This is a genomic window from uncultured Bacteroides sp. (genome assembly GCF_910585845.1).
Taxonomy (GTDB): Bacteria; Bacteroidota; Bacteroidia; order Bacteroidales; family Bacteroidaceae; genus Bacteroides.
In genome coordinates this window covers 1-26,287 of record NZ_CAJUHF010000047.1, presented here as the reverse complement: position 1 = coordinate 26,287, position 26,287 = coordinate 1, and the positions used below count along the sequence as shown (strand labels likewise).

Genomic DNA, 26,287 nt, shown 5'->3' with positions numbered 1-26,287 from the left:
ATTATCTTTTATTTCGGTGTGCTTGCCTATTTTCTGACAAACCATTGGGAATACCCGTGGTTTATGTTGGCACTGACTTTGATTACATTTATTAGTTTTGTAGATGATATTCGTTCTACTTCTCAAGGAGTAAGGTTGGTGTTCCATTTTTCGGCTATGGCCCTGATGTTTTGGCAATGGGGATTGTTTTCCCTGTCTTGGTGGTGGATTGTGGTGGCACTGATTGTCTGCACGGGTATCATTAATGCTTATAATTTTATGGATGGCATCAATGGTATCACCGGAGGTTATTCGTTGGTGGTATTGGCGGCTTTGGCTTATATCAATGCACGGGTGGCTCCGTTTGTGGAACAGATTTTGATTTGTACGGTTTTGTGTTCCGTGTTGGTGTTCTGTTTCTTCAACTTCCGCAAGAAGGCACGGTGTTTTGCCGGTGATGTCGGTTCGGTGGGTATCGCTTTCGTTGTACTTTTCCTGATAGGGAAACTGATCATAGCGACCGGGGATTTCAGTTGGATTGTGTTGCTGGCTGTCTACGGAGTAGATAGTGTGTTGACTATCATTCATCGCCTGATGCTTCATGAGAATATCGGTTTGCCTCACCGCAAGCACATGTATCAGTTGATGGCAAACGAACTGAAGATGCCGCATGTGATTGTATCACTGATCTATATGTCGGTGCAGGCTGTAGTGATAGCAGGCGGGATCTGTTTTAAGGAATACGGATATGGGTATTTGGCAGGAGTGGTTCTTGCATTAAGCATCATATATGTATTGTTTATGAAGAGGTATTTTCATTTGCATGGGGATTTTCATCCGCATGGGAAATAAATGGTACTATTCTCTATTTCGATATTGGTAAGGGGAATGATTACTTGTATCATGGTCAGAATACCTTCAAAGGTGTCCATACGGGTGACCTCCTTGAGGTGACTACTAAAGAGAAAGATGTTATCGTCCGCAAGTTGCCTTCCGAAATCTTCCCGGAATATTATCTTATCCGTGTGAATGAGTTCAATAAAGTTGCCGTGACTCCGCTTGAGGAGTGGATTGAGTGCCTGAAAAGTGGTGTCATCCGGCAAGTGACAGGATTGTCCATTGAGGAAATAGACAAGTTGTAATCAAAAAAGCGGCTTCTGAGGTGAATGAAATGCCCCCAAAAGTTAGACATAAAACTTTTGGGGGCATTTTATAATTAACTCTTTAAATGATTATTTCGGGAGGAGGTGATATTATGACACCCTCCTATTTTTCAGTTATTAGAGATCTACTCTTTCTTGAGTCTTTCTGCTTCCGTATGCACCTGCTGAACAGCATAGCACGGCTCCTACCAAGAGGGCAAAGAACGAAATCAGGGCAGACTGTGCAGCGGCATTGGTGGCTTTGTCGGCGGCGACTAAAGCTTTATGCTTGATTTCTTTCCATTCTTGTGCAGCTTTTTGCAGGTTGTTTTCCAACTTATCAATCTGTTTCCCGGCTTCGATACGGGTATTTTCGATCAGGGTCATGTATTGTTTGACCGTCTTGTCCGCTTCGGCTTTGGACATATTTGTGTTGTTGGCTATGGCTTTGGCAAGGTCATCCTGGTCTATGTCCTTTTTCAGATTATCGGTGCGTTGTTTCAGGCGGTCTAAGAAACCGTTCAGGGTTGCGTCGGCTTCCTGAGGAGAAACGACAATAGCCTTGACGGATTTAGCCAGGTCGTCTTTCACTTCCTCCAATTGTTTTTGCAGATAGTCCGGTTGCAACTCTTTTACATCACTCTTGGCAAGGGCGGTACGGATGTTCTGTGGAATGTTTTCTTCTTTCAGCGAGGCGTTGAAGTCTATTTTCCCAAAGAGCTCTTCTGCCTTTTCGGATAGTGCCGAGACTCCGTTTCCTACTACATTGCCTGCTCCGGACACGACATTACCGGTGACGGAAGTGACCGCTCCCAGTGCGTTGGCAGTCATCTTTGCTGCTCCTACGGCAAGGAAGATTCCTAAGATTGCGGCTACAATCAGTGTAGTGGCCCATACCAGAAAACCGTGGATAATTCCGTCCATTCCCGCCAATTTTCCTGCAACGAAACCACCGGTTATCATACTGATCAGAAGAATCAGAGCAGAGCCGATGCCAACTGCTGCACCTATACCCGATGCCGGATGCTCGGCAAGGGGATCGAACATGAACAGGCCGATACTGGAATTCAGAATAGATAATAATACGGAGACCGCCAATACGGTCATTACACCACCAAATACGCTGCCCCAGGACACTCTGCCCTTGAGGTCAGCCAAACTTAATTTTTTCATAATTGTTAGGTTTTAAATGAATACTGTATTATATATTTCACACAAAGGAAAACAGCTGAAGAAGAGCTTTGTTTGATAATATTTGTCATTATAGTAGAATTATGTGTTAAATATGGGGGAAATAATCGGAAAAACGGAGATTATCGATTGCTTTTATAGTGATTGTGGTGTACTGTTTCTTATTATATATAAGAGGGAAATTTTTCGTATTGGGTAACTCATGAATGGAGAAGATAAAATAAATAGATGTTAAAATAGCTCTTCCGATTTGAACTATATTTTTAGATATAATGTTGTTGAAGTAAAGATGAGAAAAAACATTGTATGTGATGTTTTTTTATTGTATTACTATTAATTAAATTCTTAGTTATGAAAAAGTCAATTCTAATTTCAGCTTTTGTCATGGGAGCATTTACTATGTATGCTCAAAATGACCGTACAGCCTTGGAAGGTACACGTCCGGGCGATAACTGGTACATGGGGATTAAAGGTGGCGCTACGACACCTCTTACTCACAGTGCTTTCTTCAAAAATGCCCGTCCGGCTTTCGGTGTGGAGATAGGCAAGCAACTTACTCCTATATTCGGCTTGGGATTGCAGGGAATGGGGTATGTGAATACAACATCAAGTAAAACTGCATTCGACGCCTCGGAAGTCAGCTTGGTAGGAAAGGCTAATTTGATGAATCTCTTCGGAGGATATACAGGCGAACCCCGTGTCTTCGAGATTGAAACTGTGACCGGTATCGGATGGTTACACTATTATCAGAATGGCCCTGGTGATACGAACTCCTGGTCTACGCGCCTTGGTCTTAACCTGAACTTCAACTTGGGTGAGCAGAAGGCATGGACGATTGGGATATCACCGGCAGTAGTTTATGACATGCAGGGAGACTTTGACAAGGCGAAGAGCCGTTTTAATGCCAACAACGCTTCCTTCGAACTGACGGCCGGTCTGACTTACCATTTTATGTGCAGCAACGGGGCGCACCATTTTACGAAGGTAAGACCATATGACAGGCAGGAGATCGGAGAGTTGAACGATGCAGTCAACACGTTGCGTTCACAATTGGACGTCAGGGAAAGGGAGTTGGATAATGCCGTACAGAGGGCAAACGGTTTGCAAAGAGATTTGGCAGATTGCCAGAACCAGGCGGCTAAGGTAGAGACTGTGGTCAACCGTATTCCGGAATCCATCGTTTCCTTCAGGCAGGGTAAATCGGTGGTTGATGCTTCCCAGTTGCCTAATGTAGAACGCGTGGCTACTTATATGAAGAAGCATGCCGATGCCAAGGTCATGATTAAGGGATATGCATCGCCCGAAGGTAACCTTGCTTTCAATGAGAAACTGGCGAGCGCACGTGCGGAGGCTGTGAAATCCATCCTCGTGAAGAAGTATAAGATCAATGCCGACCGGATTGTGGCACAAGGACAGGGAGTAGGCGATATGTTCTCTGAACCGGACTGGAACCGCGTGAGCATCTGTACGATTGACGAAGGTAAATAAGCGGTTGACAGCTGTGTTTACCAAAGAAGAGATTATGTTCTTTATATTTGAAAATTATTATTATTAACTGAAAAACTGTTTTGATTTTCTTTTTGGAGATTTTCCCAGCACTTGCCGAGTCTCTTTTCGATCTTTCTTATCTGTTTTCTGGAGAAGTATAATGGGCTGTGTAATGAATGAAGACAGATTGGAAAACTTAAAGATTGCTCTCGGAAAGAGGCTGAAGAAAATCAAGACAGTTCCTAAACATTTTGATTATGAAAAAAATATTTTTATTGGCCATGATGGCATTGGCATCATTGGGAATGAATGCCCAAACGGTTAAAGGAGAAAGCTCTGTATTGGGTAATGTAGGTTATCAGAGTAATTATGAACGGTTCGGTCTGGGAGTGCAGGGGCGTTATGCGATAGCCAACAATCTTCGGATTGCTCCGGATGTGACCTTCTTCTTTCCTAAAGACAAAGTGACCGGACTGGATGTGAATGTAAACTTCCATTATGTGTTCAATTTTTCAAAGGACGGTCAGGGTTTCTCTGTCTATCCTCTTGCCGGTATTGGCATGCAGAATAACTTCTACGGAAAAAAGAGTGTGGAAGTGGACGGTGTGACAACCGAAATAGACCGGAGCAACTCTACTAAATTTGCTTTTAATTTAGGAGGTGGCATTACGCTTCCGCTGTCTGCGCAAAGTTATCTGAATGCCGAGGCTAAATTTATGTTTGCCCAAGATGACAATGTGGTCATTATGCTGGGATACGGGTATAGATTTTAGGGTGATAGGGAGTACTTATAGGCTTCTATAAATACCGTATAAATAGAAATAGGGGGCGGAAATGGTAAAAATCCATTTCCGCCCCCTTCTTTTTGTACTTGCTTTTAGGGAGGGACGAATTTCGGATGAATGGTTTGGGGTATATTTCTGGTAATTGCCCGGGTGCCATGAGATAATCAGATCGTATGTTTTTGAATGTCTGTCGTATCATCCGGTGGGCTGACTCCTCATGGGCATATAGTCCAGGCAAAATCTCGAAGAGTAGGAACATAAGAGGCTATGTTCTGAAGGGGTGAAAACATATATGCATACACCTGCATCGCAAATCTTCAGAATAAAACCAATTGTGCTTTAGGGTCTGTTTAATTTTTCTTCAAAAAGTTTTTTTATTCAGGCTCTTAGAGTGTAGTTTTTGTATTCATCGTATCCATAGGAGGTTGTTCTGTGTTTTAAGTCTGTTACGGCTTTTGCATTTATAGGAGTTATCCTTTCGCTGCGCTTCGTTAGGAATAAAAGCCGATGCTCTTGTGTATGGTATCGTTACGGAAGTATTGGCTTTAACTCCTATAAATGGAGCAGTGTCAGCCCACCGGATGATGCGGTATGTATTATTCGAAATATCGTATGAATCTTAGAGCCTGTTTAAATTTTCTTCAAAAAGAACTCTCAAAAGAAGGCTGAACAAAATTTAAACAGGCTCTTAAAACATAAGCATAGGTCTCTTTTTATGCAATTAAGCAAAGAGAGGGTATCCCGTTCAAGCGAGAAGGTATATAAGCATAAGACTTTTTCCGATATAATAAAAAATAGAGGGTACCCTTTTGGGATACCCTCCTGCATTGTCATGAATTTAGTCCACTCAGTATTTCACTTTCATCTGTTTGTATCTTCGATCGTGCAGATGCTGACCCTGTTCCAGTCAGGTTCCGTGAACATGTCCCCCACGCCCTGTCCTTCGGCGGTTATACGGTCAGGACTGATCTTGTACTTCTTCACGAGGATGTTTTTCACTGCTTCGGCGCGTGCGTTGGCAATTCTTGTGTTCACCTCGACACTACCTTCCGGCGAAGCATAACCCTTGATGGCGACAACTGCGTTTTCATGCCTTTTCATGTAAGAGGCTACGCGTTCCACGTTGGGCAGTTGCGAAGCGTCGACGGTAGTTTTTCCTTGTTTGAAGGTGACGATTGATTCGGGAATCATGTTCGTCTTCTTCACTACAACGACTTTGGAAGCTTCTTGACGCAGGTTGTTTATTTCCTGTTGCATTCTGCCCATTTTGCGGGAAGATTCGTTGAGCATGTTGTTCCTCTCGTTCACCTCTTGGCGCAGGTTGTTGATTGTGCCGTTCAGTTCGCTGATTTCAATCGGGTCATATAATTTTGCCAGGGTGAAGTGATGGCTTTCGTTGCTGCCCTTGAAGTGGTAGGTGAGACTGGCGATTAGCTCGAACGCTGCATGGTTCAGGTTGAAGCGGCTCTTGGCGCGGGCGAAATCGCCTTGCATGTCATAGACCAATGCCGGCGTGATGCCGATGGTCCAGGCTTTTTCCTCACCAAGGTTGAAGTTGAGGTTTGCGCCGAAGCGGGTGGACCAGGAGTTGGTGTCTCCGTTGCCATTCACGTAGTAGTGCAGCCATCCGGCGCCGGCTATGGCTTCAACCTCAAAGAGGCGCGGTTCGCCTGCATATCCGCTAAACAGATTTACCAGGTTCACCTTTCCAAGAAGGCTGATGTCGGAGGCATCGAAGGCGGTTTTGCTGTTCGAGGTATTGATATATCCCATACCTTGGATTCCCAGTCCGAAGACGGGAGTCAGTTGTTTGCCAAATTCAATACCCAGGGCAGGGCGGGCATTCTTGAAGAATGCGCTATGGGTGACGGGGGTAATGATGCCGGTTCTAAGTCCTACGGACCAATTGTCTGTAAATTTGCTACCTTGTACAGTAGTCTGTGCATTCGCTGTGAATGCCATTGCTACAAAAGCTGATAGAATAATTGATTTTTTCATAATTAAAATAATTAATGGATGATACAATTTTTATATATCCTAACTGTTTTATCTCCTTGTGGGAGTATATAGTTTTGGTTTAAATTATCAAAAGAAATAAGCCTATGGCTTAATTGGCATAGAGTTGATGTCTTTCTCCTTTCATATTGCTTATTATTTGATTTGTTGTTATATTTGCTATTCATCTACAACAACATTTTTTTGGAAAAAATAGTTCGTATCTCCAAAGCTTATTTAACAACTATTGGCTAAGTCCATCGGGACAGAAGTTCATATCCTGCCCTTGTCAGCAGTGCGCTTTCTCCGTATTATCTTCGTGTCATAGTGTATGGAGCAGGTATGGAGCGGATATAGAGCAGGTACGAAGTTGATATAGAGCAGGTACGGAGTAGGTATGGACCGGACAGGAAAATAATGTCTTCCCGAAGAGGACGGTATGAACAAAAGGAGAGGCGATGTCCGGTAAAGGCTACAATTCTTCTAAAGCGTAATATTGATAATCGCGAAGTATGGTCTCCAAAAAATGCTCTTGGTTGCTCTCATGCGGAGTGACGGAGAGAAGTTCCTGCACTTTGCGGGCAAGCTGGGCGATGCGTTGCATGCGGTCCTTTTTCCCAGATTGCAGGGTGCGGGTGATTACGTTCACCTGTTCCAGTGAGAGGTCGGCGGCTTGCGGATAGGTGGGGTGGTAGTTCTTTGTCAGGTAGTCGAACTCGTCGAGGCTGACGTGTATCTTACGGTAGTTGTTTTCTTTGATGACCATTGTGCCTGCGGCGAGGTCGCCCAGCCGTTGGCTGTTCTTGGTCAGCAGGATGGACAAAATGCCGATGCCTCCGGTGAAGAAGAAGTCGATCGGAAAGAGAAGCCAGCGCAATAGATAGGAGCCTATGCTTGGTGTGGAGCCGTCGGCCTTCACCACGCGGATATTCATCAGTCTCTTCCCTAAACTCTGTCCGTGGTTGAATGTTTCGCACAAGAAAGAATAGAGGAGCACCGGCAGATAGATCATAATTAAGAAGATTGTCACCGTGAAATCGGTAGATGTCCGAAACCAAGAGATCAGGGCTAAAGTAGAATAGAGATATAGTCCTATCAGGATATAGTCAATGAGCAGTGCCAGAAACCGTTCGCCAAGGCTGGCGGGTGTTTGGCTGATGCGGACGAACTGTCCGGTGATGATTGTAGATTCTGCCATATCCGATTGAAGTTTTTTTGTTATTTCGTTGCAAATATAGGATTATTTCTTGTATTTTTGTTACCGATTTCAGACAAAACTCATCTGGAACTCTTAGAAATAGATGAAAGAAGTAACGTTTATCCGTTGTAACATAGAGAAATGGAAAGAGACCGAGAAGATGGTGGAACAAGCCACGAGTCTGTCTCCTGATGCGGTTGCAGACGTATATACGGATCTTACTGCCGACTTGGCGTTCGCGCAGACGCACTTTCCCGCGTCGCGCATTACGATTTATCTGAACAATCTTGCTTCGGCGTTGCACAACAAAATCTATCGGAACAAGCGTGAGAAGTGGACCAGGGTCATCACGTTCTGGACACGGGAGATTCCGCAGACCATGTACGAAGCGCGCCGCGAACTGCGCACCTCTTTTCTGGTGTTCGTGATTAGCGTGGTTATAGGGGTGATTTCCACGGTGGGCGACTCGGATTTCGTCAGGCTGATTTTGGGCGATTACTATGTAGACATGACGCTGGACAATATCTCCAAAGGGACACCAATGGCGGTGTATGACAGTTCGTCGGAGCTTCCGATGTTCTTGGGCATCACGCTGAACAATGTCATGGTTTCCTTCCGCTGCTTTGCGATGGGGATATTGACCAGTTTCGGTACGGGATACATGCTCTTCTCCAATGGCGTCATGTTAGGGGCTTTCCAGACTTTCTTTTTTCAACACGGGCTATTGTGGGAGTCCATGCTTGCCATCTGGCTGCACGGGACGCTTGAGATATGGGCTATCATCGTGGCGGGGGCTGCCGGACTGGCTTTGGGAAACGGGTGGTTGTTCCCCGGAACCTATTCACGGATGGAAGCTTTCCGCAGGGGCGCCAGGCGGGGAGTGAAGATTGTGGCGGGTACTGTTCCCGTGTTCATCATGGCGGGATTCATCGAGGGCTTCATCACCCGTCACACCGAACTGCCGGATGCATTGAGGTTGGGCGTGATTCTGATTTCACTGGCTTTTATTTTACTCTACTATATTTATTTACCTAATAAGCGAAAAGATGGAAACAGAAAAAACTAAGATCGCATTGTACGCTAAGCGGACTTTCGGTGAGAAATTCAATGCTACGTTTGATTTTATAAAGGAGAACTGGAAGCAGTTGCTGAAGTACACCCTTTATTTGCTCCTGCCGGTCAGCCTGATTCAGGCGTTGAGCCTGAACGGATTGATGTCCGCTGCAAGGGGGATGTCAGCGATGGTCTCCAATACGGCGGCGTTTGCCGGGGCTTCTGCAATGATACCTTTCTTTTCTTACTACGGCTTGTTCCTGATTGTGGCTCTGGTGGGCACTGCCCTGCTGATGTCGCTGGTCTATGCCATGCTCCGCACTTACAATGAGCGTGAAGAACGGTTGCAGGGAGTCACGCTGGGCATGCTGCGTCCGATGTTGCTCCACAACGTGAAGCGGACGTTCTTCGTATTGTTGTTCGGAATGTTTCTGATGATAGTGGTCAGCCTGCTCTTCGGTGTGGTGAGTGTGGCTATTCCTGCGTCTGCATTGCCGTATGTCGTCTTTCTGTTTATCCTGGTGCTGTTTGCCGTTGTTCTGCCCTTGGGGCTTTGGATACCTGCCTACCTGCTCGAAGACCTCACGCTGATAGGTTCTCTGAAGAAGGCCCTGCGCATAGGATTTGCCACTTGGGGAGGCATCTTCGCGATTGTTTTCGTCATGGGTATCATCTCCGGTATCTTGCAGGGAGTGACCATGATACCTTGGTATATTGGGACGATTGTGAAGTACGTCCTGGGTGCAAGCAGCGGCGAGGGCATGGGTGACGTGTCTATGGGCTACAGCTTCCTGCTCTATCTGCTGGCAGTGGTTCAGGCATTGGGTGCCTATTTTGCCATGATTTTCGTACTGATGGGACTGGGCTATCAATACGGCCATGCTTCCGAGAAGATAGACAGTGTGATGGTAGATAGCGATATCTCCAATTTCGATAAACTCTAAACGCGGGAGTGGATGACTTCTTCTCCGGCCGATACATTGATTTGCGACACCGCGCAGCTTGCCATGTGGCAGGCTGATGCGGCGTATGACTACAATCGTGAGTTGATAGCTCCCGACATCAACCTGCTCGAGAGCTTCAACCGATGGTTTGCGAAAGTCATGACGAAGATTTTCGGCAACGGCTTTGTCGCAGAAAACTCGGAACTCATCCTGATAGGCATCGCTATCCTCCTGCTTGTACTGATAGGTTGGTTTGTCTACCGGAAGCATCCGGGGCTGTTTGTGTATTCCCGCAAGGACGGGTTGCCCTATACGGTGGCAGAGGATACCATTTATGGGGTGGACTTTGCCGGAGCCATAGACGCGGCCTTGTCGCGCGGAGACTATAGGGAAGCTGTGCGGCTGCTGTATCTGCAAACGCTGAAGCGGCTTAATGAGGAAGGGCGCATCGACTGGCAACTCTATAAGACACCCACGCAATACATCTATGAAGTGAAGTCTCCCGCCTTCCGGCAGTTGACCCATCACTTCCTGCGCGTGCGCTATGGCAATTTTGAGGCGGACGAGACCTTGTTCCGCACCATGCGCTCCTTGCAGGATGAAGTGCAGAAAGGAGGTGCCTCATGAAAGGTAGCCGCTGGTTTGTGGTAGGGAATGTCATTTTCCTTCTGCTGATGTTCGCGTTGGAGTGCCGCCTGCCGAAGAAGTTCGTGTGGGAACCGACTTTTTCCCATTACGACAAGCAGCCTTTCGGTTGCGCCGTGTTCGACAGCCTTTTGTCGGCATCGCTGCCGAGGGGTTACTCCTTGTCGCGGGAGACTTTCTATCAGATGGCGCAGGGCGACACTACGTCTTGCCGCGGTATCTTGGCCGTTGCGGACCGGCGCATGCTCTCCGATGTGGACGTCGATGCCCTGCTGGAGATGGCGGAACGTGGAAACAAGATCATGCTCTCTTCCACCTGGTATAATAATAAGTTGCATGACACATTGAGGTTCAGAGAAGGTTACTCCTATTTTAATTTTCAAGCCCTGAAGAATTATGCCACTTCGCAGCAGCAGCGGGACAGCCTCTGCTGGATAGGAGATTCTGCGGTATATCCCCGGCAGAAATTCTACTTCTATCCGCAGTTGTGCGGTTCGACTTTCTACCTCGATTCGCTTGCGCTGCCGGTGAAGATACTGGCGGTGAAAGAGTGCGTGGTGGATGCAGGGTATACGCAGACGGAAGATGAGGTATATGTGCCTGTACAAGATACTATCCTTAATACTCCGGTGGCCATGTCCTATCCGTGGGGGAAAGGGGAGGTTATACTGGTGTCCACGCCACTGATTTTCACCAACTACGGTGTGCTGGATGGAGGAAACGCCACATACCTTTTCCGCCTGCTCTCGCAGATGGGGGAACTGCCGATTGTGCGCACGGAGGCTTACATGAATCAGGCGGCATCGAAGCAGGTGTCTCCTTTACGCTACTTCCTTTCGCAGCGGCCGTTGCGCTGGGCGTTGCATCTGAGCCTTTTGGGGATACTGCTCTTCATGCTGTTCACGGCACGAAGGAGGCAGCGCGCCATACCCGTTGTGCGTCCGCCTGCGAACAAGACGCTGGAGTTCGTAGAGCTGATAGGCACCCTCTACTTCCAGCGGAAGGACCATGCCGACCTGCTGCGCAAGAAGTATCTCTACTTTGCCGAAGAGCTGCGCAGGGAGATTCAGGTAGATATAGAAGAAGTGGCGGACGACGCGCACTCTTTCCGCCGGATTGCCCGAAAGACCGGGATGGACGAGGAGGAGATAACGAACTTCATCCGTGCAGTCAGACCGGTGGTCTATGGCGGATTCGCTGTGTCCGATGAGCAGATGAAATCTTACATAGACAAGATGAATGAGATAATCAGTCACATCTAACGAATAATCAGTCACATCTAACGAATACTTAGTCACATATAAAAATAGATTTATGGAAGAGAATAGAGAACAACGGGTCGATTTGACCTTCTTTTCCGGGAAGATACAAGAGTTGCGGGACAGGATCGCTTCTGTCGTCGTGGGACAGGAACAGACGGTGGACCTGCTGCTGACCGCCATCCTCGCCGACGGGCATGTGCTGATAGAAGGCGTGCCGGGAGTGGCGAAGACCTTGCTGGCGCGCCTCGTAGCCCGGTTGATAGATGCCGATTTCAGTCGCGTACAGTTCACGCCGGACCTGATGCCGAGCGACGTGCTGGGCACCACGGTGTTCAACATGAAGACCAATGACTTCGACTTTCATCGGGGACCCCTGTTTGCCGAGGTCATCCTGGTGGACGAAATCAACCGTGCCCCGGCAAAGACACAGGCCGCCCTGTTCGAAGTGATGGAAGAGCGTCAGGCAAGCATCGACGGAACCACCTATCCGATGGGAGCGCTTTACACGATTCTTGCCACGCAGAACCCCGTGGAGCAGGAGGGCACCTACAAGCTGCCCGAGGCACAGCTCGACCGTTTCCTGATGAAGATAACGATGGGCTATCCTTCGCTGGAGGAGGAAGTGGACATACTGGAACGCCATCACACGAATGCCGCGCTCGTGAAGTTAGAGGACATCGCCCCCGCCATCACGAAAGAAGAACTCCTCTCGCTCCGCAGCCTGACGAAGCAGGTGTTCGTGGACAGGACACTGCTGCAATACATCGCCCTGATCGTGCAGCAGACGCGTACAAGCAAGGCGGTCTATCTGGGAGCCTCTCCTCGTGCGTCCGTGGCCATGCTACAGGCATCGAAGGCATACGCCCTGCTGCAAGGGCGCGATTTCGTGACGCCGGAAGACATCAAGTTCGTCGCACCGAACGTACTCCAGCACCGCCTTATCCTGAATGCGGAGGCTGAGATGGAGGGATATTCTCCGGTGAAAGTGACCCAACGATTGATAGACAAGGTAGAAGTGCCGAAATGATTCTGACGCGCCGTTTCTATATCGCCCTTATCCTGACTGTCCTCTTGCTGGGCGGCGGGCAGGCGTTTTTCCCGTTGTTCGTGCTGGGGCAGGGGGGAGTGTTTGTGCTTTGCCTTCTGCTGCTGGCAGACGGCTATGTGCTCTATCGCCAGCGGGGCATCAGGGCATTCCGCCAGTGTGCCGACCGTTTTTCTAATGGCGATGCGAACGACGTACGCGTGCGGGTGGAGAGCAGCTATCCGTATGCAGTGTCCGTGGAGGTGGTGGATGAGATTCCGTTCGTGTTTCAGCAGCGCGACACCTGTTTCCGGGCCAGGCTGCGGGCCTGTGAGGGGAAGACGTTCAGCTATCAGTTGCGCCCGACGAGCCGGGGACGGTACGACTTCGGCAGGATAAGAGTGTTCGTCCGTGGCAGGATAGGGCTGATTTCGCGCAGGTACACGTGCGGGGAGCCGTTCTCGGTCAAGGTATATCCCTCTTATCTGATGCTCCGCCACTATGAACTGCTCGCCGTGAGCGACAACCTGACGGAGATGGGCATCAAGCGCATCCGCAGGGTGGGACATCATACGGAGTTCGAGCAGATAAAGGAGTACGTGAAGGGGGACGACTATCGCACGATAAACTGGAAGGCAAGCGCCCGCCGGCACGAGCTGATGGTGAACGTCTATCAGGACGAACGTTCGCAGCAGATATATAATGTGATCGACAAGGGGAGGGTGATGCAGCAGGCTTTCCGCGGGATGACGCTGCTGGATTATGCGATAAACGCCTCTCTGGTGCTCTCGTACGTCGCCATGCGGCGGGAAGACCGCGCGGGGTTGGTGACGTTCGACGCCCGTTTCGACACGTTCGTTCCGGCTTCGCGGCGTCCGGGCCACATGCAGGCGCTGCTCGAGGGGCTCTATGCGCAGCAGGCCACTTTCGGCGAGACGGACTTCTCGTCGCTTTGCGTGCATCTGGACAAGCACGTGGCGAAGCGCAGCCTGTTGGTGCTGTACACCAATTTCTTCGGCCTGAAGAGCATGAACCGCCAGCTGGCCTACTTGCAGCAACTGAACCGCCGGCACCGGCTGCTTGTGGTCTTCTTCGAGGATGCGGACCTGAAGGAGTACGCGACCGCGCCGGCACAGGACACGGAGGGTTACTACCGTCATGTGATTGCCGAGAAATTCATCGTCGAGAAGCGGCTTATCGTCTCCATGCTTCAACAGCACGGCATCTGTGCGCTGCTGACCACGCCCGACAACCTTTCGATAGATGTAATCAACAAATACCTGGAGATGAAGTCAAGGCAGATGTTCTGATGCGCCGTGGCGGGGCGGGGGCGAAATCCGGGTATGCGCCTTTGTTCCTGCCCTTCCGCTCGCGGCGTTTCTGACTTCTGCTTGCATCGTTTCCGGCTTCATCCTACATCCTTTCCGGCTTCTTCCCGAAAAACGGTTCACGGAAACCGGTTAAATAAACTTAATGCTCCGGCTGTTTTTTTGCCGTTTTGCCGTTGTATTTTCGTTGTTTTTCCGCCACTCTGCCTTCGCTCTGCCTCCGTTGTGGCTCCGATGTAGCTCCGTTCCTAAGAAGTGGCGGTAGAGTGGCGTCAGAGTGGCGCCGTAATGTTAACACATTGGCCCGATGGTGTTACGGAACGTTAATCACCTGTTTTCTGCCTGCGTTATAGTGGCATTATGATTTTGTGTGTCCGCACAGACCCAGTCTCCCGCAGCCTATCGTCCCCCGTCTTTCGCATTTCCCGCCTATGTCTTTCGCACTTCCTGCCTCCGTCTCCCGTAATTCCATCGCTTGCGTCTTTCGTCCCGTCTCCCCGCCTCCCGACGACTAAAAAAACTTATTCCCCCGATTTTTTAGCCTGAAAACGAGGGAAAACTGTTTTTTTCTGTACATTTGTAGCACGAAATATAAACACATAGCAAAGATGAAGAAGATATTATTGTTAGGCTCCGGAGAATTGGGCAAGGAATTCGTCATTTCAGCCCAACGCAAAGGACAATACGTCATAGCCTGCGATTCGTATGCCGGAGCGCCAGCCATGCAAGTGGCCGACGAGTGTGAAGTGTTCAGCATGTTGGATGGCGACGCCTTGGAGCGTGTCGTACGCAAACATCAGCCCGACATCATCGTGCCCGAGATAGAAGCCATCCGCACGGAACGCCTCTACGACTTCGAGAAAGAAGGCATACAGGTAGTGCCCAGCGCCCGTGCCGTCAACTACACCATGAACCGCAAGGCAATCCGCGACCTCGCCGCACAGGAACTCGGTCTGAAGACAGCCCGCTACTTCTATGCCAAGTCCCTCGATGAACTGAAAGCCGCTGCCGAGAAGATCGGTTTCCCCTGCGTCGTGAAACCCCTCATGTCCTCCTCCGGCAAAGGCCAGTCTCTGGTGAAGATCGCCGACGAACTGGAACACGCCTGGGAATATGGTTGCAGCGGAAGCCGTGGTGACATCAAAGAGCTGATCATCGAAGAATTCATCAAGTTCGACAGCGAAATCACCCTGCTGACAGTAACACAGAAGAACGGTCCCACACTCTTCTGCCCCCCCATCGGACACGTACAGAAAGGCGGAGACTACCGCGAAAGTTTCCAGCCCGCACACATCGACCCTGCCCACCTGAAAGAGGCGCAGGAGATGGCCGAAAAAGTGACCCGCGCACTGACCGGCGCCGGAATCTGGGGAGTGGAATTCTTCCTGAGCCACGAAAACGGCGTCTACTTCTCCGAACTCTCGCCCCGTCCGCACGATACGGGTATGGTGACACTGGCCGGTACGCAGAACCTCAACGAATTCGAACTGCATCTGCGCGCCGTGCTCGGCCTGCCCATCCCCTCCATCAAACAGGAGCGCATAGGAGCCAGTGCCGTCATCCTTTCACCCATCGCCAGCCAGGAACGCCCCAACTACCGTGGTCTGGAAGAGGTGACAAAGGAAGAGGACACTTACCTCCGCCTCTTCGGTAAGCCCACAACACGTGTCAACCGACGCATGGGAGTGGTCGTGTGCTACGCACCACTGGGCTCGGACCTCGATGCACTGCGCGATAAGACGAAACGCATTGCAGAGAAGGTAGAAGTGTACTAATGACCTTTCGTGAAAGGCAAGATAAAGAACTTTTGGAGAGAGGTTCAAGTGAATTCTTGGTGAATTTCAAGTAGAAACTCTAAGTGAAATTCAAGTAAGTTCTTATACGGGTATTTATTTTTTCAGGCGTGAGTCGCGCGAACTGCACGGATTCCTCTATGTAATCTGTGTGTTTCGTATGGCTCACGCCTGTTTTGTTTGTTTTTCCAAAAAGAGAGTCTGTCGTTCCCCTTTTCCCATTTCCCGAAGAATAGAAAAATTCCTTTCCCCCGTCCTGATGAATGTTTAAGCAACGTTAAAGGAGGTCCGCTCAATTGTTCTAATTGTAGTATTTGTAGTTCAGAAAAGGATAATTCATAGACAAAGGGTTCTATAAGAGTGTAATCTGCAACTTGTTTTTTCTATATTTGCATAGTTGTTCATATAACTATTCTATGTAAAATAGATAGGTTAGGGCTGAACAAAGTAGAAATATATCTGTTAAACTCATATCGGCAGAATAGAAGAAACGCGACCTGCTGGATAATAAGAAAAATAGAGATCAGATAAGAATTATATGATAACCATATGATAACCATATAAGAATTATATAAGAACCATATAAAAAGATTGCCTATGTCACAGATAATCGGACATATCTCCCAAGTCATCGGACCGGTAGTAGACGTCTATTTCGAGGGTACGGACGCAGAACTGATGCTCCCCAGTATCCACGACGCATTGGAGATTAAAAGACCCAACGGAAGAACACTAATCGTGGAGGTGCAACAGCACATCGGTGAGAATACAGTGAGAACCGTAGCCATGGACAGCACCGACGGCCTGCAAAGGGGAATGAAAGTCTACCCCACAGGCGGACCCATCACCATGCCGGTGGGCGACCAGATCAAAGGCCGTCTGCTGAACGTTGTGGGCGACTCCATCGACGGCATGAAAGAACTGGATCGGACAGGCGCCTATCCCATTCACCGCGATCCCCCCAAGTTTGAAGAACTGACCACCGTTCAGGAAGTGCTCTATACGGGCATCAAGGTCATCGACCTGCTGGAGCCTTACAGCAAAGGCGGTAAGATCGGTCTGTTTGGCGGTGCTGGTGTGGGCAAGACGGTGCTCATCCAAGAACTCATCAACAATATCGCCAAGAAACAGCATGGCTTCTCTGTCTTTGCCGGCGTGGGCGAGCGTACGCGTGAGGGCAATGACCTGCTCCGCGAGATGATCGAATCTGGCGTCATCCGATATGGCGAGGAATTCAAGAAGAGCATGGAGGAGGGCAACTGGGACTTGTCCAAGGTAGACTACGAGGAAGTGAAGAAATCCCAAGTATCCCTGATATTCGGCCAGATGAACGAGCCGCCCGGAGCACGTCAGTCGGTGGCGTTGTCCGGTCTGACAGTGGCGGAGGCCTTTCGCGACCAAGGTGCCGAGACGGGCGGTTCACGCGACATTCTGTTCTTCATCGACAATATCTTCCGTTTCACACAAGCCGGTTCCGAGGTTTCAGCCTTGCTGGGGCGTATGCCTTCTGCCGTGGGATATCAGCCGACGCTTGCCACCGAGATGGGTGCCATGCAGGAGCGCATCACTTCTACCCGCAGCGGCTCCATCACCTCCGTACAGGCGGTCTATGTGCCTGCCGACGACTTGACCGACCCTGCCCCTGCCACTACGTTCACCCATCTGGACGCGACGACTGTCTTGAGCCGTAAGATTACGGAACTGGGCATTTATCCCGCCGTCGACCCGTTGGAGTCCACCTCGCGCATTCTCGACCCGCACATCGTGGGGCAGGAGCATTATGAGGTGGCACAGCGTGTGAAGCAGATTCTACAGCGCAATAAAGAGTTGCAGGACATCATCTCCATCCTTGGCATGGAAGAGCTCTCGGACGCAGACCGTACCTTGGTGAACCGTGCGCGTCGCGTGCAGCGTTTCTTGTCGCAGCCCTTTGCGGTTGCCGAGCAGTTTACGGGTGTGCCGGGCACGATGGTCTCCATCGAAGATACGATCAAGGGCTTCAAGATGATTCTGGACGGTGAAGTCGATTATCTGCCCGAGTCCGCCTTCCTGAATGTAGGCACCATCGAAGAGGCGATAGAGAAAGGCAAGAAACTGATGGAACAAGCCAAGTAAGAGGAAGTGAACGCTTAAAGATAGAAAAAGGAAAGAGATTATGAAGAAATTGTCATTGAACATCGTATCTCCTGAAAAGGAAATCTATAACGGAGAAGTGGAAAGTGTGACGTTGCCTGGTATGACCGGAGCCTTCACCATCTTGCCGCAACATGCTCCCATCGTGTCTTCGCTTCGGGCAGGCAAGTTGACGTATGTGCCGGTAGGAGGGGAGAAGCAGGACCTCGACATCAGGGGAGGCTTTGTGGAGTTGAGTGGCGGAGTGGTCTCCGCGTGTATCGACTGATTTTTCACGGAGTTTTTTCTCACTCTTTTGAATCTTTCATCCTTAATATTGAATAATATGATGAGTATCAGTATAACGAAACGCAACTTCTTGTTCCAGATCACCCTGTTGTCACTCATTGCAGGGTGGGCGGGAGCGGCAATATTTCATTACCTGTTGCCCGGACACTATTTCGGAGGGTATCCTTTCATTCCGGTATACTTCTTCCTGTTCGGGGTGTTTGAAATATCCATGTTCGATGCCTGTCGGAAGTATGCTCCACAGAAGTTGCTGCTGCTTTACATGGCAGTGAAGGTGATGAAGATGTTGCTTTCCGTGATGTTCTTGGTCGTCTATTGCCTGGCAGTGCGGGAGGAAGCCCGTTTGTTTATGCTGACATTCATCATTTATTATATCGTCTATCTGATCTATGAGACTTGGTTCTTTTTTACATACGAGGTAGCGAAGAAACAAAACCAGAAAACAAAAAAATGAAGCAAATGCGTAATATATTGACCGGAATATCCCTGTTGCTGGGTGTACTGCTGACCGTCTTGCCTGCCTCGGCACAAGAGAACGGAACAGGTTCCGACAGCAGGCAGGAGGACATTGCCGCCACTGCGCCAGAAGAGAGCACGGTGAATGTGAAGGAAGTTGTCTTCGGGCACATTGGCGATGCTTACGAGTGGCACATCACCACATGGGGAAAGACACATATCACCATTCCCTTGCCTGTCATTGTCTATAGCTCGCAGACGGGTTGGCATGCATTTCTTTCTTCCCGGTTAGAGGAGAACGGAGGCTCTTATGAAGGTTTTTCCATTGCCCCGGCAGGAAGCAAGTACGAAGGCAAGCTGGTGGAGCATGATGCGGCCGGAAACGAGATACGTCCTTGGGACATCTCTATCACGAAGGTGACACTGGCGCTATTGATAAACAGCGTGTTGTTGCTTGTCATTATTCTGACGGTGGCACGCTGGTATCGCAAACATCCGCAAGGAAGTGCGGCGCCCGGCGGTTTCATTGGCTTTATGGAAATGTTTATAATGATGGTGAATGATGATATCATCAAGAGTTGCGTAGGACCGAATTATCGGAAGTTTGCACCCTATCTGCTGACCGCATTCTTCTTCATCTTCATAAACAACATGATGGGGCTGGTGCCCTTCTTTCCCGGTGGGGCCAATGTGACGGGCAATATTGCGGTCACGATGGTGCTGGCACTCTTTACCTTTGTTGCCGTCAATGTGTTCGGAACAAAGACTTATTGGAAGGATATTTTCTGGCCCGATGTGCCCTGGTGGCTGAAGGTTCCTGTGCCCATGATGCCTTTCATCGAGTTTTTCGGCATCTTCACCAAGCCGTTTGCCCTGATGATCCGTCTGTTTGCCAATATGCTGGCGGGACACATGGCTATGTTGGTGTTGACTTGCCTGATTTTCATCTCTGCCAGTATGGGACCTGTGCTTAACGGTACGCTTACGGTAGCCTCCGTGCTGTTCAACGTCTTTATGAATGCTTTGGAACTGTTGGTGGCGTTTATTCAGGCATACGTGTTCACCATGTTGTCTGCCGTATTCATCGGGTTGGCTCAGGAAGAGCATAAGGAAATGAAAGTGAAATAAATAACAATTAATAATCAACCATTTTAAAAACTGAAAATTATGTTACTATCATCTGTATTATTACAAGCTGCTGCGGCTGGTGTCGGAGTAAGTAAATTAGGTGCTACAATTGGTGCTGGAATCGCTGTTGTCGGTGCAGGTTTGGGTATCGGTAAAATAGGTAGTTCGGCTATGGAAGCCATCGCCCGTCAGCCGGAGGCATCAGGCGACATTCGAATGAACATGATTATTGCCGCCGCATTGATCGAAGGTGTGGCTCTGTTGGCGGTAGTTGTGTGTCTGTTGGTATTCTTCTTATAAAGAAGTCTATATCTGCTTTTTGATTTATAATTATTTACTTTACAATAGAAGTTATGTCATTGTTATTACCCGATAGTGGTCTGCTGTTCTGGATGCTTTTGTCGTTCGGCGTGGTGTTTGTGGTGTTGGCGAAGTTCGGCTTTCCTGTTATCACCCAGATGGTGGAGGGCCGCAGAACCTACATCGATCAGTCGCTGGAGATGGCGAAAGAGGCTAATGAACAACTCGGCAGGTTGAAAGCCGAGAGTGATGCATTGGTTGCTGCCGCCAACAAAGAGCAAGGACGCATCCTGCGGGAGGCGATGCACGAGCGTGACAAGATAATCGTTGAGGCCCGCAAGCAGGCGGAAGTTGCCGCCCAGAAAGAACTGGACGAGGTAAGGAGGCAGATACAGCAGGAAAAAGAAGAAGCGATACGTGATATCCGTCGTCAGGTGGCTGTGCTTTCAGTAGACATTGCGGAGAAGATAATCCGTAAGAACCTGAATGAGCAACATGAGCAGATGGATATGATAGACCGTATGCTGGATGAAGTGCTGTCAGCTTCAAGACAAAGCTAAAGTAGCGTGGAGAGGCTGAAAAACAAACTTAATATTTGAAAAGGAAATGGATATAGGAATTATTTCGATGCGGTATGCCAAGGCGCTGATAGAGTATGCGAAGGGTACGGGAGCAGAAGACTGGGTGTATAGCGAAATGCGTATGCTGGAGCGTAGCTTCCGTAAGCATCCGGATTTGCGTAATGCATTGGATAACCCCATTCTGAAGACCAAGGCGAAGTATGGATTGATCTGTACCGCCGCCGTGGGCAATGGAGAGGTGAGTAGGGAGTTCGCCCGTTTCATGGCTCTTGTGTTGCGGAACAGAAGGGAGAGCCATTTGCATTACATTGCTCTTACCTACCTCCATCTGTACAGGCAACTGAAGCATATCGGCGTAGGAAAGCTGATTACGGCTGTGCCTGTGAGCCGGGAGGTATGGGAACGTATCCGGAACAGTGCCTCTACTTTGCTGCATGCCCGTATGGAATTGCAGACTGAAGTAGATCCGGCCATCGAGGGAGGATTTATTTTCGATATCAACGACTTCCGGCTGGATGCCAGTATTGCTACGCAAATCAAGAAAGTGAAACAGCAGTTCATTGATAAGAACAGAAGAATTGTGTAAATCATTAATCACTAAAAAGAGACATGTCTGAAAATATAAAAGTAAGCGAAGTATCCGATATTCTCCGTCAGCAATTGGAAGGAATCGATACCCATGTGCAGTTGGACGAGATCGGTACAGTGCTGCAGGTCAGTGACGGTGTGGCACGTATCTATGGGCTTCGCAATGCCGAAGCGAATGAATTGTTGGAGTTCGACAATGGAGTTAAGGCTGTTGTGATGAACCTGGAAGAGGACAACGTGGGTGCCGTGCTGCTGGGACCTACGGATAAGATTAAAGAAGGGTATGTCGTCAAGCGTACCAAGCGCATTGCTTCCATTATGGTGGGAGAGGGCATGTTGGGACGCGTGATCGATCCGTTGGGAGCGCCGCTGGATGGCAAGGGAGTGATTGGCGGAGAGCTGTGTGAGATGCCTCTGGAGCGTAAGGCACCGGGGGTGATTTATCGCCAGCCCGTGAGCCAGCCCTTGCAGACAGGGCTGAAGGCTGTGGATGCCATGATACCTATCGGCCGCGGGCAACGTGAGTTGATCATCGGTGACCGCCAGACAGGAAAGACTGCCATTGCCGTTGACACGATTATCAACCAGCGTGCCAACTACGAAGCAGGCGATCCGGTGTACTGCATCTATGTGGCTATTGGACAGAAAGGTTCGACGGTGGCTTCCATTGTGAATACGCTGCGTGAATACGGTGCGATGGATTATACGATTGTGGTTGCCGCTACGGCGGGCGATCCTGCGGCTATGCAGTACTATGCGCCTTTTGCCGGTGCTGCCATCGGCGAGTATTTCCGCGATACCGGCCGTCATGCGCTGGTGGTCTATGATGACCTTTCCAAACAGGCGGTCGCCTACCGTGAGGTATCGTTGATTTTGCGTCGTCCGTCAGGGCGTGAGGCTTATCCGGGTGATATCTTCTATTTGCATTCCCGTTTGTTGGAACGTGCGGCACGCATCATCAATCAGGAGGAAGTCGCCCGCGAGATGAACGACCTGCCGGACAGCTTGAAAGGCAAAGTGAAGGGTGGCGGTTCGCTGACTGCATTGCCTATCATCGAGACGCAGGCTGGCGATGTATCCGCTTACATTCCGACGAATGTGATATCCATTACCGACGGGCAGATATTCCTTGATACGGACCTGTTCAATCAAGGCAACCGTCCGGCCATCAATGTGGGTATTTCGGTGAGCCGTGTAGGTGGTAACGCCCAGATTAAAGCTATGAAGAAAGTGGCAGGTACGTTGAAGATAGACCAGGCGCAATATCGCGAGCTGGAAGCCTTCACGAAGTTCAGTGGTGATATGGATCCGGTGACGGCACTGACCATCGACAAGGGACAGAAGAATGCCCGTTTGCTGGTTCAGCAGCAGTACACTCCGATGCCGGTAGAGAAGCAGATTGCCATTCTTTATTGCGGTACGCATGGTTTGCTTCGCAATGTGTCGTTGGACAAGGTGGCGGACTTTGAACGCAGTTTCCTCGAATCCCTTGAGATGAACCACCGTGCCGATGTGCTCGATGTGCTGAAGAGCGGTGTCATCGACGATGAAGTCTGCAAGAAGATAGAAGAGACTGCGGACATGATGTCAAAGCAATATCTATAAGATGTGGCCGTGGAGGGAAAAGATTTAAATAACGCTTAATTTTTGAATAGATGGGTTCTTTAAAGGAAGTAAAAAACAGAATAAACTCCGTCAAGAGTACGCGCCAGATTACGTCGGCGATGAAGATGGTGGCATCTGCCAAACTGCATAAGGTGCAGGGGCGGATTGAAAACATGCTTCCCTATCAACAGAAGCTGAATGAAATCCTGACGAACTTCTTGTCTACCGATGCTACGTTTGAGACGCCCTATACGGATGTGCGGCCAGTGGCGCGGGTGGCGTTGGTGGTTTTCTCGTCCAATAGCTCACTATGCGGTGCATTCAATGCCAATGTGATCAAGATGCTTGGAACGACGCTGGAGGAATACCAACCGCTTGGCAAGGAGAATATCCTGATTTATCCTGTGGGGAAAAAGGTGGAGATGGCTGTGGCAAAGCTGGGCTATCAGTCTCAAGGAAGTTATCAGGAGATGGCCGAAAAGCCGTCGTACGTGCAGGCGTATGAACTCGCCGCATTACTGATGAAGGAGTTTGTGGAAAAGCAGGTCGACCGTGTGGAACTGATTTATCATCACTTCAAGTCGATGGGGTCGCAGGTGCTGACGCGCGAGGAGTATCTTCCTATCGATTTGAGCAAGGTGGAGGCGACGGCGGCAATGGAAGGTTCCGGTAAACGGGGCTTCCAGAATGACTATATCGTGGAACCCTTCGTAGGACAACTGATAGCCGATCTGCTGCCGAAGGTATTGAGCCAGAAGCTTTTCACGGTGCTTCAGGATTCCAATGCTTCCGAACATGCCGCCCGTACGCTTGCCATGCAGACGGCAACCGATAATGCCAATGAGCTGATACAGGACCTGACGAAACAGTATAATAAGAGCAGGCAGCAGGCAATCACCAATGAATTGCTGGATATTATTGCCGGAAGCCTGAAGTGAGGTCACTTCTCTTTTTAAGGAGTTATCAAGAGTTAGAAGGAGTTATCAGTCGACAAGTCGGCTTAGGAGTTAAAGCCAATACTCCTGCAACGACATCCTGCACAAGAGTATCGGCTTTAACTCCTTCAACTCTTAACGGAGCGAAGCGAAGTGGCGACTCCTCTAACACCTTTAAATGAAAGCCGTGCGGCATGTTGAATAAAATTTAAGCAATTACTTCATATCTGTTTTATTTGTGTTACCTTTACGCCCTCGAACGATATATAAAGAGGAATAATGAAACAGAATCCGGAATTGTCGCTTGCATGGCAATTTATTGAAAACACGGGAACCCACCTTTTCCTGACAGGAAAGGCGGGAACCGGAAAGACCACATTTCTGCGGCGGCTGAAGGCAGAGAGTCCCAAACGTATGGTAGTTCTTGCCCCGACGGGGATTGCGGCGATTAATGCGGGAGGTATGACGATACACTCCTTTTTCCAACTACCCTTTGCCCCGTATGTGCCCGAAACTTCATTCAGTGCCGACGGAAAAGCACAATACCGTTTCCGTTTCGGAAAAGAAAAGCTCAATATCATAAGGAGCATCGACCTGCTGGTGATTGATGAAATCAGTATGGTGCGTGCCGACCTGCTGGATGCGATAGACGACGTCCTGCGCCGCTTTCGTGACCGGAACAAACCGTTCGGGGGCGTGCAACTGTTGTTGATAGGAGACTTGCAGCAGCTTGCGCCCGTGGTGAAGGACGAAGAGTGGCTGTTGCTGAGCCGCTATTACGACACGCCCTATTTCTTTTCGAGCCGCGCATTGAAGCAGACGGAATACTGCACTATCGAGCTGAAGACCGTGTACCGCCAGAGCGATGCCCGCTTTCTGGATATGCTGAACCGCATCAGGGAGAACCGCTGCGACCACGTCTTATTGGAAGAGTTGAACCGGAGGTACATTCCCGACTTCAAGCCTGCCAAAGAGGAGGGATATATCCGGCTGACCACCCACAACTATCAGGCACAGCGCATCAACGAGTATGAACTGGCGCAGTTGCCCGGGCGTTCCTTCACCTTCCGGGCAAAGATCGAAGGCAAATTTCCCGACTACTCTTACCCTACGGATGAAGTGCTGGTACTGAAGCGAAACGCGCAAGTGATGTTTGTGAAGAACGACTCGTCCGGCGAGCACCGCTATTACAATGGTATGATAGGCGAGGTAGTCCATGTTTCGCCATCGGGCATTGAGGTGCGGAGCAAGGGGAGCGACGAAGTCTTCATGTTGCAGGAAGAGGAGTGGGCGAATGCCAAATACGTGCTGGACGAAGAGACGAAAGAGATCAAGGAAGAGATCGAAGGCGTCTTCAAGCAGTTCCCGCTGAAGTTGGCATGGGCCATCACCATACACAAAAGCCAAGGACTGACCTTTGAACGTGCCATCATTGACGCCAGCGCATCCTTTGCGCACGGGCAGACGTATGTGGCATTGAGCCGTTGCAAGACGTTGGAAGGGCTGGTGCTGAGCGCGCCCTTGTCGGCAAAGGCGGTAATCAGCGACGGGGCGGTGGAGGCTTTCACGGAAGATGCGCGCCGCAACGAACCTGACGAAATGCGCTACCGCAAGTTGCAACAGACTTACTTCCTGGAACTATTGTCGGGCCTATTCAACTTCCTGCCGTTGGAATCGGCTCTGAAGAGGTATGTGCGCTTAGTGGACGAGCATCTGTACAAGCTCTATCCGAAACTGCTGGCGGAGTACAAGTCGGAAATGGAACGTTTTCATGAGAAGGTGACGAAGGTTGCCCAGAAGTTCAGCCTCCAGTATACCCGTCTGGTGGATGAAGCGGAAGACTATGCGACGGACGGCAACCTGCAACAGCGCATCCATCTCGGTGCGGAGTATTTTAAGGAGCAGATAGCCCCTCTGGAGGCGATCCGGAACAATACGATGGTGGCGACGGACAACAAGGTGCTGAAGAAGCAGTTGAAGGCTGCCGAAGAGGAGCTGGATGACCTGTTGGGACTGAAAGCGGATTTGCTGGAGTTCGTCATTGGCAGCGGTTTCCACGTAGGGGAGTACCTGAAACAAAAGGCTATGCTCTCCATTGAAGGCACGGCTCCGGCAGGAAGCAAGGGAGGAAAACGCTCTGCCACTGCTTCGGAACCGCGCAAACGGAAATCGGGAGAGGATGGAAACAGTTCTTCGCGGAAGAAAGCTGCGGGCATCGAAGTTCCTTCGGACATCCTGCATCCGGAACTGTATAGGCAACTGATTGCGTGGCGTAATGCAGAAGCCTCCCGACTGGGGCTTCCGGTGTATACGGTCATTCAGCAAAAGGCGGTTTTAGGCATAACCAATCTGTTGCCGAAAAGCAAAGAGGCGCTTCTCCGCATACCCTATTTCCTGACTTTATCATTGCGTCACCCAAATCATAACTCTAACCAATCATCAGTAT

General features: G+C 49.6%; 23 protein-coding genes and 1 pseudogene. 21 read left to right on the top strand and 3 right to left on the bottom strand.

Annotation, left to right across the window (positions count from 1 at the left end; translation table 11 throughout):
• Nucleotides 1-831 (top strand): UDP-GlcNAc--UDP-phosphate GlcNAc-1-phosphate transferase (locus QZ323_RS11795; RefSeq protein ID WP_294634895.1); only part of this gene is annotated, 831 nt, incomplete at its 5' end.
• Nucleotides 832-836: 5 nt separating this feature from the next.
• Nucleotides 837-1,076, top strand: a pseudogene (locus QZ323_RS11790) (hypothetical protein); the annotation flags it as partial.
• Nucleotides 1,077-1,259: 183 nt separating this feature from the next.
• Here QZ323_RS11790 and QZ323_RS11785 read toward each other — a convergent pair.
• The gene (locus QZ323_RS11785; protein ID WP_294634894.1) at nt 1,260-2,294 is read right to left on the bottom strand and encodes a hypothetical protein; all 1,035 of its coding nucleotides are present in this window, start codon (nt 2,292-2,294) and stop codon (nt 1,260-1,262) included.
• A gap of 369 nt (nt 2,295-2,663) precedes the next feature.
• On the opposite strand from QZ323_RS11785, the gene QZ323_RS11780 reads away from it, so the two are divergent.
• Nucleotides 2,664-3,800 carry an OmpA family protein gene (locus tag QZ323_RS11780; RefSeq protein WP_294634893.1) on the top strand — a complete coding sequence of 379 codons (1,137 nt, stop codon included), beginning with the start codon at nt 2,664-2,666 and terminating at the stop codon, nt 3,798-3,800.
• 257 nt (nt 3,801-4,057) lie between these two features.
• Complete coding sequence (locus QZ323_RS11775) at nt 4,058-4,573, top strand: outer membrane beta-barrel protein (protein WP_294634892.1); 516 nt, start codon at nt 4,058-4,060, stop codon at nt 4,571-4,573.
• Between the two features lie 873 nt (nt 4,574-5,446).
• Here QZ323_RS11775 and QZ323_RS11770 read toward each other — a convergent pair.
• Nucleotides 5,447-6,583 (bottom strand): OmpA family protein, encoded by a 1,137-nt coding sequence (locus QZ323_RS11770; protein ID WP_294634891.1) that lies wholly within the window; start codon nt 6,581-6,583, stop codon nt 5,447-5,449.
• A 469-nt stretch (nt 6,584-7,052) separates the two neighbouring features.
• Nucleotides 7,053-7,778: an RDD family protein gene (locus QZ323_RS11765; protein WP_294634890.1), complete on the bottom strand. Its 726-nt coding sequence runs from the start codon at nt 7,776-7,778 to the stop codon at nt 7,053-7,055.
• Nucleotides 7,779-7,881: 103 nt separating this feature from the next.
• Between QZ323_RS11765 and QZ323_RS11760 the strand changes: the two genes are divergently transcribed.
• The 17 genes from QZ323_RS11760 to QZ323_RS11680 form a co-directional block, all read left to right on the top strand.
• Complete coding sequence (locus tag QZ323_RS11760) at nt 7,882-8,844, top strand: stage II sporulation protein M (protein WP_294634889.1); 963 nt, start codon at nt 7,882-7,884, stop codon at nt 8,842-8,844.
• Nucleotides 8,825-9,775, top strand: a complete 951-nt coding sequence (locus QZ323_RS11755) for a hypothetical protein (protein ID WP_294634888.1) — start codon at nt 8,825-8,827, stop codon at nt 9,773-9,775. The genes QZ323_RS11760 and QZ323_RS11755 overlap by 20 nt, the downstream gene beginning before the upstream one ends.
• A 12-nt stretch (nt 9,776-9,787) precedes the next feature.
• Nucleotides 9,788-10,402 carry a DUF4129 domain-containing protein gene (locus QZ323_RS11750; RefSeq protein ID WP_294634887.1) on the top strand — a complete coding sequence of 205 codons (615 nt, stop codon included), beginning with the start codon at nt 9,788-9,790 and terminating at the stop codon, nt 10,400-10,402.
• Nucleotides 10,399-11,682, top strand: a complete 1,284-nt coding sequence (locus QZ323_RS11745) for a DUF4350 domain-containing protein (protein WP_294634886.1) — start codon at nt 10,399-10,401, stop codon at nt 11,680-11,682. The genes QZ323_RS11750 and QZ323_RS11745 overlap by 4 nt, the downstream gene beginning before the upstream one ends.
• 52 nt (nt 11,683-11,734) lie before the next feature.
• On the top strand, nt 11,735-12,709 hold the full coding sequence (locus tag QZ323_RS11740; RefSeq protein WP_294634885.1) for a MoxR family ATPase: 975 nt from the start codon (nt 11,735-11,737) through the stop codon (nt 12,707-12,709).
• A complete protein-coding gene (locus tag QZ323_RS11735; RefSeq protein ID WP_294634884.1) occupies nt 12,706-14,016 on the top strand; it encodes a DUF58 domain-containing protein in 1,311 nt (436 codons plus the stop codon). Before QZ323_RS11740 ends, QZ323_RS11735 begins: the two co-directional genes overlap by 4 nt.
• Nucleotides 14,017-14,642: 626 nt before the next feature.
• Nucleotides 14,643-15,809 (top strand): formate-dependent phosphoribosylglycinamide formyltransferase, encoded by a 1,167-nt coding sequence (purT, locus tag QZ323_RS11730; RefSeq protein WP_294634883.1) that lies wholly within the window; start codon nt 14,643-14,645, stop codon nt 15,807-15,809.
• Between the two features lie 615 nt (nt 15,810-16,424).
• Nucleotides 16,425-17,942: a F0F1 ATP synthase subunit beta gene (atpD, locus tag QZ323_RS11725; RefSeq protein WP_294634882.1), complete on the top strand. Its 1,518-nt coding sequence runs from the start codon at nt 16,425-16,427 to the stop codon at nt 17,940-17,942.
• A gap of 40 nt (nt 17,943-17,982) precedes the next feature.
• Nucleotides 17,983-18,228, top strand: a complete 246-nt coding sequence (atpC, locus tag QZ323_RS11720) for an ATP synthase F1 subunit epsilon (RefSeq protein WP_294634881.1) — start codon at nt 17,983-17,985, stop codon at nt 18,226-18,228.
• 57 nt (nt 18,229-18,285) lie between these two features.
• Nucleotides 18,286-18,702: a hypothetical protein gene (locus tag QZ323_RS11715; protein WP_294634880.1), complete on the top strand. Its 417-nt coding sequence runs from the start codon at nt 18,286-18,288 to the stop codon at nt 18,700-18,702.
• Nucleotides 18,699-19,832 (top strand): F0F1 ATP synthase subunit A, encoded by a 1,134-nt coding sequence (atpB, locus tag QZ323_RS11710; RefSeq protein WP_294634879.1) that lies wholly within the window; start codon nt 18,699-18,701, stop codon nt 19,830-19,832. Before QZ323_RS11715 ends, atpB begins: the two co-directional genes overlap by 4 nt.
• Before the next feature lie 39 nt (nt 19,833-19,871).
• A complete protein-coding gene (atpE, locus tag QZ323_RS11705) occupies nt 19,872-20,132 on the top strand; it encodes an ATP synthase F0 subunit C (RefSeq protein WP_294634878.1) in 261 nt (86 codons plus the stop codon).
• 53 nt (nt 20,133-20,185) lie between these two features.
• Nucleotides 20,186-20,692 carry a F0F1 ATP synthase subunit B gene (gene atpF, locus QZ323_RS11700; protein ID WP_294634877.1) on the top strand — a complete coding sequence of 169 codons (507 nt, stop codon included), beginning with the start codon at nt 20,186-20,188 and terminating at the stop codon, nt 20,690-20,692.
• 46 nt (nt 20,693-20,738) lie between these two features.
• Nucleotides 20,739-21,299, top strand: coding sequence for a F0F1 ATP synthase subunit delta (locus QZ323_RS11695; RefSeq protein WP_294634876.1), 561 nt, complete (start codon nt 20,739-20,741; stop codon nt 21,297-21,299).
• Nucleotides 21,300-21,322: 23 nt separating this feature from the next.
• Nucleotides 21,323-22,906, top strand: a complete 1,584-nt coding sequence (atpA, locus tag QZ323_RS11690; RefSeq protein ID WP_294634875.1) for a F0F1 ATP synthase subunit alpha — start codon at nt 21,323-21,325, stop codon at nt 22,904-22,906.
• Between the two features lie 50 nt (nt 22,907-22,956).
• Nucleotides 22,957-23,844: a F0F1 ATP synthase subunit gamma gene (locus QZ323_RS11685; protein ID WP_294634874.1), complete on the top strand. Its 888-nt coding sequence runs from the start codon at nt 22,957-22,959 to the stop codon at nt 23,842-23,844.
• A gap of 276 nt (nt 23,845-24,120) precedes the next feature.
• The coding region (locus QZ323_RS11680) for an AAA family ATPase (RefSeq protein WP_294634873.1) at nt 24,121-26,287 on the top strand (2,167 nt) is incomplete at its 3' end.